We start from the raw sequence: 6,915 nt of genomic DNA, 5'->3' as shown, positions 1-6,915 counted from the left end.
ATAAGATACAAAAAACACATGTGAAAACCTAAGTAAAAAACTAAAAACCAGTCGGTTAATCCTAGTGAGTTTAGAAATATAAAAACAAAAAGGTCGGAAGATTTTTTCTTCCGACCACTACTACCTTGGTTACCTTCCTTTTTTATATTCTTGTTGTTTTTAGCAATTGAAACATCTCCTATTTTAGCAAAATTATTATCTCCTAAAAGTGCTTACGACTTTAGATTAGAAGATCAAGAAACAGCCATTAAGACTAATGTTCTTCAAAACAAAAACCAAAGAGAGGCTTTATTAAAAACTGACAATATTATTAATGACCGTATTTATAGTGACATAGAAAAAGAAGACGAATTATACACTTATAAGCGCAAAAAAGTGAGAGAACTAATGCAACTTCAAGCTGATGCTTTTTTCAAACATCAAAAAAACGCCTTCTGATTCTACGCAGCGTTTTCCGCTTTAAAGTGATTATAAAGGTCTTTACACCCCACACCTATAATTGATAAGTTTTTATTTTTTTGAATGGCTTCATTATGAAGTTCAACGAAAGCTTTAACTCCGTAACGATCCATACTTTCTATACCTTGAATGCTAATGGTAAGATTATTTACTTTTTCAAAAATATTGTTGAATTCATTTTGAAATACTTCTAAACTATTTCTGTTTAGAATGCCTTTAATTTTGAAAAAATTGTTGCAGTTTGAAATTGTTAAATCCATAATAATAAATATTTTTAAATTGTTAAATGACAGACTTGAGGGTAGACTAATCAACTGATAACAAATCAAAAGTATAAAAACTAAGGCCTAAAATATTATTTTTTCGATCAACCGGTTTCAACTTTAGATGAAAAAATATTCTGTGTCAATTTCATCGACAAATAGCTATTAATATCAAGATTTCGTTACTTTTACCTCAATAAAACGTTTTAATTGATCAAAAAATGAAAAGATTAGTATTATTATTTTGTTTAGTATCTATTTTTAATGGCTATTCTCAAACGTCTGAAGAGCATGATAAAAAGGCCATTCTTAAAGTATTAAAAAAACAACGTATTGCCTGGTCTGATAATAACATTGAAGAATTCATGGAAAGTTACTGGAAAAGTGATTCCCTTAAATTTTATGGAAGCAATGGGGTTACTCATGGTTGGGAAAACACTTTAGACAGATACAAAAAGGCCTATCCCACAGAAGACCATACAGGAAAATTAAACTTTAAAATAAATGCTATTACTAAAATAGCAGAAGGTGCTTATTATGTTATGGGTGAGTATCATTTAAAACGTGAAGTCGGAAATGCCGATGGTATTTTTATGATTATCTTTAAAAAGATTGATGGTAAGTGGAAGATTATTGCCGACACATCTAGCTAAACCATGTCTGTAATTGTTAGAAAAGCAACATTAAATGATTTACCTGTTTTATTAGAATTTGAACAGGGGGTTATTACAGCAGAACGCCCTTTTGACCCTACAATAAAAGGTGGGGATATTAATTATTATGATATCAATGAATTAATAACAAGCCAATATTCTGATGTATACGTTGCCGAATCCAATGGGGACATTGTTGCTTCTGGATATGCCAAAATAAAAACGGACAGGCACTATTTAAAACATGCTTACCAAGGTTATTTAGGCTTTATGTTTGTTTCAGATACGCATAGAGGTCAAGGCTTAAACAAAATGATTATTGATGCTTTATTGAAATGGTGTAAGGCGCGTAATATTTATGAAATCAGACTTGATGTTTATGACGATAATATACCAGCTATAAAAGCCTACGAAAAAGTCGGATTTAAAAAGCATATGATTAATATGCGTTTGGATATTGAAAATTTAGATTAGTTTTTATCTATTCTTATACCATTTCTACATCCAAATGACCGTAATAAAACGCTCTTTTCTCCTTTCTACTTCAACATAAAAAGAAACCGTAACTAAGGCTATGCTTTATCTTTCTATTTTGTATAAAGAAAAAAATCCTCGTTTTATTTTACAGTAATTTCAATGCAGAAATGGTATTAAAAAGCTATGGGTCTTATAAACTATTTTATCGATCTGTTGAACAGTACTTATAGAACAACATCCAAACGCTATAGTTTCTTTACGTATTTGGTAATAATTACAATTTGTTGCGCACCTACCTTACCTTCAATAAATTCTGCATTCTCATGGTCTAAACGAATATTCCTAACCGCTGTACCTTGTTTTGCTACCATGCTAGACCCTTTCACCTTTAAATCTTTTACTAGCACTACAGAGTCTCCAGATTCTAGAATAACACCATTTACATCTCTGTGAATAATCTTATTTGCTGCATCTTCATGCTCGCCTGTTGCTCTTGCCAAGGCTAACGCTTCACCATCTAAATACATCATATCCAACAAGTCTTGTGGCCATCCTTCATTACGTAATCTTTGAAGCATTCTCCAAGCCATAATCTGTACAGCTACATGTTCACTCCACATACTATCATTTAAACATCTCCAGTGATTAAGATCCATATCTACATGACCTTCAATTTGATCCAAACAGGTTTTACAAACTAATACATCGTTGGCTACATTTTCGTTTAATGATGGCGGAATGGTATATTGCTTTAATTCTTCTATAGAAGTACATAATTCGCAGGCATTGTTGTTTCTTTCTTGTAATGTTTGTAATACGCTCATCCGTTACTTTTAGTTTTTGCAATAATACGTTTTAATACAAGGTTCTACAAATTAGTAATATCGATACATAAAAAAGGATACCATTAGGCATCCTTTTAAATATTACTTTTAATAACCTATTTAGAAAGGTCATGTACCCAGGTATATAAATAGTCTCCGTGTACACCCGTGAAATAATTATTCCACGCTTTACCTTTAGCCTTTCTTGCTTCTTCATCTGGAAATGCTTCTTTCATAAGCTCTGCGTTTCTATCATACATTTTATCTAGATCTGCCATGGAATCTAAGAAGAATGCTTCCAAATATTCTGTCCTATCAGATCCCCAAGCATGAACATGTGGGTAATATGCTTTTATATGTTCATTTTTACTAATCACAGCATCAAATCCTTCTTTTTTTAATGCCATAAATTCTTCTTGTGTACCGTCTTCAGGAAATGAAAAATGATTTTTCCTTACGTAAGTCACCATATCTTTGGTTGGTTTTTCAGTCATGAGCTTAACACCTGGCATTGGTGCATAAATCTCATCAGAATGTTCATGTGCATAGTATGCCATGCGCTTTTTAGAGAAGGCTTCTCTCTCTGCTTCATCCGGCCATGCTTCTTTAATTAATTCGGCATTTCTAGCACCAAATTTACCCATATCTTCCCACGATGCAAATGTTTGCACATAAATTAATTCTGTATTGTCTGCTGTAAACAAATGCAAGTAAGTAGACGCTCCCAAAATAAATTCATTCTTCATAGTCACTTTTTCTAAAAACTCTTTCTCAATGGCTTTCCACGTATCCATATCAAAATCCTCCATATCCATATTCCAATGCATGGTGGTTACCGCAATAAATTCTGGGCGTTCTGGAGCTTCTTCTTCTTGTGCAAAAATAATGGTTGGACTTAACAATAATAGCATTGTTAAAACAGTTGCAAAAATTCGGTTGGTTGTTTTCATAATCTGTTAAAATTTAAAGTTAATATAATTGAATTAGTCAATACAACTTTAAGATTATGGAGCGATACAAGATTCAGGACAACCTAATATGTATGTCTTAATAATAAATAAAATGGAGATCGAGAGTATCTAAATATACAACAAAAAAGATAGTTTCCTACTATAGTAACTAATATTCAAATACTTAACAGACTATCTCTCATCTTTTTCGTCATCCCTTTAACCACCATATCGTAAGAATGATCTATAAGATGAAACACTAGCTTAGGCTGTAACTCACCTTCATGAATGTATAACGTATTCCAATGCTTTTTACTCATATGAAACCCTGGACGAATACTATTATGTTCAACTCGAAGTTCTTCAGAATATTCTGGATCTGCTTTTAAGTTCACAGCTGCTTCTCCTGCTTCCCAACGTTTTAATGACGCTAATGCAAACATTTTCCCAAGCACTTTAAAAACAAGTGTTTCTTCATCAAAAGGAAAGTCTTCTGTTGTACCTTTTTTACTCAAACAGTATTCACGTAGTTGATCTATGTGCATATTTTTTACGCTTTGTAATTACTGAAGTTTTTTAACAGGTTTCTCATCTATTTTTAATGCTGAATAATCTAATTTCCAGCCTATGGTTTCTACTATCGTTTCCATAAGTAAAATAGTTTCCAACGCTTCTTTTTGAGCTATTTGAATGAGACCACTTTCAGGGATTTTATCTTGAATATGTGATTTAGCTTCGTTATGCAAATCGGTTAAATCTGTTGCTTCAAACTTATTAAATAAACCATCAGACTTATCGTAATAATTTAAATTTGTTTCTATTGATAATACTTCAGGTTGAGGAAAGTGTTGTAGTAAAATTTTCTTTTTGTCATTATCTGCTAACAATTCAATTTTTGATAAATCGTATCCCACATATGCTTTTGCATTAACGACTACTAAAGCTTTCTTTTTACTGGAAATCAATTTTAAAAAACGCTCTTTAACATCCTCATAATGATATATTTCAGCAAAATCACCTTCAACTGTTATAAATTTACAAACCGTTTTTATTTTGTTTAATAGTAGTACCGATTGAGATTTAACTAATTGTTTCTTCTTTAATGACTTAAAATAAGTAACGATACCTAAAGTCGTTAAAACTCCTATTATAATTCCTAAAAACGCTTCCATAAATATTGTTTGCTTATAAGCTTTAAATTTAACTCATAATTTTATACAAAATAGGTTTACTGGGAGATGCATCATTTTCAAATGGAGCCATTTGAAGATTTAAAAAATACATCCCATCTTCTACTTTATTTGGTACAAAAATGAATTCTGTAATCGTTGCATCTAATCTTATTTTACCTTTAGTATTCCAAAAGGCATTATGTGCCAATAGTGCACATTCATCTTTCTCTTTATCTACACTAGGCACATCAATTAGTAAATGTTTAACCCCTTTCTCTCTCAAATAAATAGCAGCATCTTCTAGCAAATAAGGAGGGTTGGTATGCGAATATTGCGCTGTTAATTTTTCTTTTGTATTAGGAATTGTTCTTATCACGATAGCATCTCTTTTTTTATTCCCAATTGCAAATCGTAATTGCTTTTTAGAAATAACAAAATCACCATTTAATTTTTCCGGAGCCACAGTTACAACCTCTGCCAAAAAGAAAAACTGTTTTAAATTCTTATTTACAGAGTGTACTTTTTTAGTAATATGTCCTACACATTCAGTATGTGTGCCGTGAGCATGTGGATTAAACGAAATGTTATTAAAATTTACGCATGCGCCTTCTTCTACACTAACAATTCGGTCGCCATCTTTAGCTGGTTCAATTATAGGCGCATCTAAATACCATGCATTTACATTGTTTTTTGATGCACTAAGCGGTATTGAAAGATCAATAGGTAGCGATAAATCTATTTGAAGTTTTTTTGAATTATATTGAATTGTTGCAATCATTTATGCTGAGTTTATATATCAGCATCTCTTAATTAAGATACTATCACTCCAAATATAAGTTTTTTAATTCTGGGTTTTGTTATTTAATTTAGATTCTAAAACTAATTTAAGACAAACAACTCGGAAGCAATTCCATCAACTAAAAACTTACCTTTTTGTGTTGTTTTTAATGTCTCTATACGTTTTTGATTCTCAACCATATTATTCGAAAGTATAAGGAACTCTTTTTCTATATATTTTTTTGACGATGCTTTTAAATGATTAAGAAAATCTTCTCCGTAGTCTTTTTCTATTTTATTTAAAGACACCCCCCAAATAGTTCGTAAACCTGTCATAACATACTCATTATACTGGTCTTCTTTTGAAAGTATTTCAATTGTGTTTGGCAATACATAATTTTGAATAGATTGTGTGTATTTTGAATTATTTGATACATTCCAACTACGTTGATTATTTTTAAATGTATGTGCTGAAGGGCCTACACCTATGTATGGTTTTCCTTTCCAATAACTTGTATTGTGTTTTGAGAAGTAATTAGGTTTTCCGAAATTTGAAATCTCATAATGTACAAATCCTTGGGTTTTGGTTTTATCAATTAAATGATTAAAATGTTCCAGAGCCAAGGTTTCATCAATTGGAGGATAGTCGCCTTTTTTTATAAAGCTATCAAGCGCTGTTTTAGGTTCGACAGTGAGCGCATAACTGGAAATATGATTAACACCATAACCAAAGGCTATTTCAAGATTTTCATTCCATTTTTCTAAACTCATATTTGGAATGCCATAAATAAGATCAATAGTTATGTTATCAAAAGATTGCGTCGCTAGTTCTAAACATTTTTTAGCTTCTTCAGAATTATGAGCGCGATTCATACTTTTTAAATCGTCTTCAAAAAAAGACTGAATGCCTATACTGAGTCGATTTATTCCAATAGCTCTATAGTTTTCAAAAATACGCTTATCCATGAGACCTCTCGACTGTGCTCGAGGTGACAAATCATTATCAATTAAATCGTCTGGATTTGCCTCTAAGGTGATTTCTGGATTATCAATTACCGAATAATTTTTATATACCGAATCAATTAATAATTGTAGTTCGTCGTTCGTTAATAAACTAGGAGTACCACCACCAAAGTAAATGGTTTCGATAATTTGATCCTCGAATTCGTCTTTTCTTATTTCTAACTCTTTTACTAAGGCGTTAATGAGTTCATCTTTCTTTTTTAATGATGTTGAAAAATGAAAATCACAATAAAAACAAGCTTGCTTGCAAAATGGTATGTGTATGTAGATGCCTGACATTCTTTTGGTGTTCAGTGTTCAGTAATATTAAACAATGC

Annotated in this window: 10 protein-coding genes; 3 read left to right on the top strand and 7 right to left on the bottom strand. The window is 31.4% G+C overall.

From position 1 onward, the window contains the following. The first annotated feature begins 78 nt into the window (after nucleotides 1–78). Nucleotides 79–438 carry a DUF4407 domain-containing protein gene (locus tag Q4Q39_RS08700; RefSeq protein WP_437439776.1) on the top strand — a complete coding sequence of 120 codons (360 nt, stop codon included), beginning with the start codon at nucleotides 79–81 and terminating at the stop codon, nucleotides 436–438. Between the two features lie 2 nt (nucleotides 439–440). Here the strand turns inward: Q4Q39_RS08700 and Q4Q39_RS08695 are convergent, their stop codons facing one another. Further along, nucleotides 441–719 carry an STAS domain-containing protein gene (locus tag Q4Q39_RS08695; protein WP_303282023.1) on the bottom strand — a complete coding sequence of 93 codons (279 nt, stop codon included), beginning with the start codon at nucleotides 717–719 and terminating at the stop codon, nucleotides 441–443. 224 nt (nucleotides 720–943) lie between these two features. On the opposite strand from Q4Q39_RS08695, the gene Q4Q39_RS08690 reads away from it, so the two are divergent. Both Q4Q39_RS08690 and Q4Q39_RS08685 read left to right on the top strand, forming a co-directional pair. After that, entirely contained in the window at nucleotides 944–1,375 is a 432-nt protein-coding gene (locus Q4Q39_RS08690) for a YybH family protein (protein WP_303282022.1), read from the top strand. Between the two features lie 3 nt (nucleotides 1,376–1,378). Then, nucleotides 1,379–1,849 carry a GNAT family N-acetyltransferase gene (locus Q4Q39_RS08685; protein WP_303282021.1) on the top strand — a complete coding sequence of 157 codons (471 nt, stop codon included), beginning with the start codon at nucleotides 1,379–1,381 and terminating at the stop codon, nucleotides 1,847–1,849. A gap of 248 nt (nucleotides 1,850–2,097) precedes the next feature. Here the strand turns inward: Q4Q39_RS08685 and Q4Q39_RS08680 are convergent, their stop codons facing one another. The 6 genes from Q4Q39_RS08680 to hemW form a co-directional block, all read right to left on the bottom strand. Then, nucleotides 2,098–2,676, bottom strand: a complete 579-nt coding sequence (locus Q4Q39_RS08680) for a PhnA domain-containing protein (protein WP_303282020.1) — start codon at nucleotides 2,674–2,676, stop codon at nucleotides 2,098–2,100. Nucleotides 2,677–2,792: 116 nt separating this feature from the next. Next, a complete protein-coding gene (locus Q4Q39_RS08675) occupies nucleotides 2,793–3,626 on the bottom strand; it encodes a hypothetical protein (RefSeq protein ID WP_303282019.1) in 834 nt (277 codons plus the stop codon). A gap of 176 nt (nucleotides 3,627–3,802) precedes the next feature. Continuing rightward, on the bottom strand, nucleotides 3,803–4,171 hold the full coding sequence (locus tag Q4Q39_RS08670) for an MmcQ/YjbR family DNA-binding protein (RefSeq protein WP_303282018.1): 369 nt from the start codon (nucleotides 4,169–4,171) through the stop codon (nucleotides 3,803–3,805). 18 nt (nucleotides 4,172–4,189) lie between these two features. After that, nucleotides 4,190–4,798: a DUF4230 domain-containing protein gene (locus Q4Q39_RS08665; protein WP_303282017.1), complete on the bottom strand. Its 609-nt coding sequence runs from the start codon at nucleotides 4,796–4,798 to the stop codon at nucleotides 4,190–4,192. Nucleotides 4,799–4,826: 28 nt separating this feature from the next. Beyond that, complete coding sequence (locus Q4Q39_RS08660; RefSeq protein WP_303282016.1) at nucleotides 4,827–5,576, bottom strand: cyclase family protein; 750 nt, start codon at nucleotides 5,574–5,576, stop codon at nucleotides 4,827–4,829. Nucleotides 5,577–5,677: 101 nt separating this feature from the next. Continuing rightward, a complete protein-coding gene (gene hemW, locus Q4Q39_RS08655; RefSeq protein ID WP_303282015.1) occupies nucleotides 5,678–6,877 on the bottom strand; it encodes a radical SAM family heme chaperone HemW in 1,200 nt (399 codons plus the stop codon). Nucleotides 6,878–6,915 lie beyond the last annotated feature (38 nt).

Origin of the sequence: Flavivirga amylovorans (genome assembly GCF_030540875.1) — a bacterium.
GTDB classification, from domain to species: domain Bacteria; phylum Bacteroidota; class Bacteroidia; order Flavobacteriales; family Flavobacteriaceae; genus Flavivirga; species Flavivirga amylovorans.
This window is presented reverse-complemented; position numbering and strand designations above follow the sequence as displayed.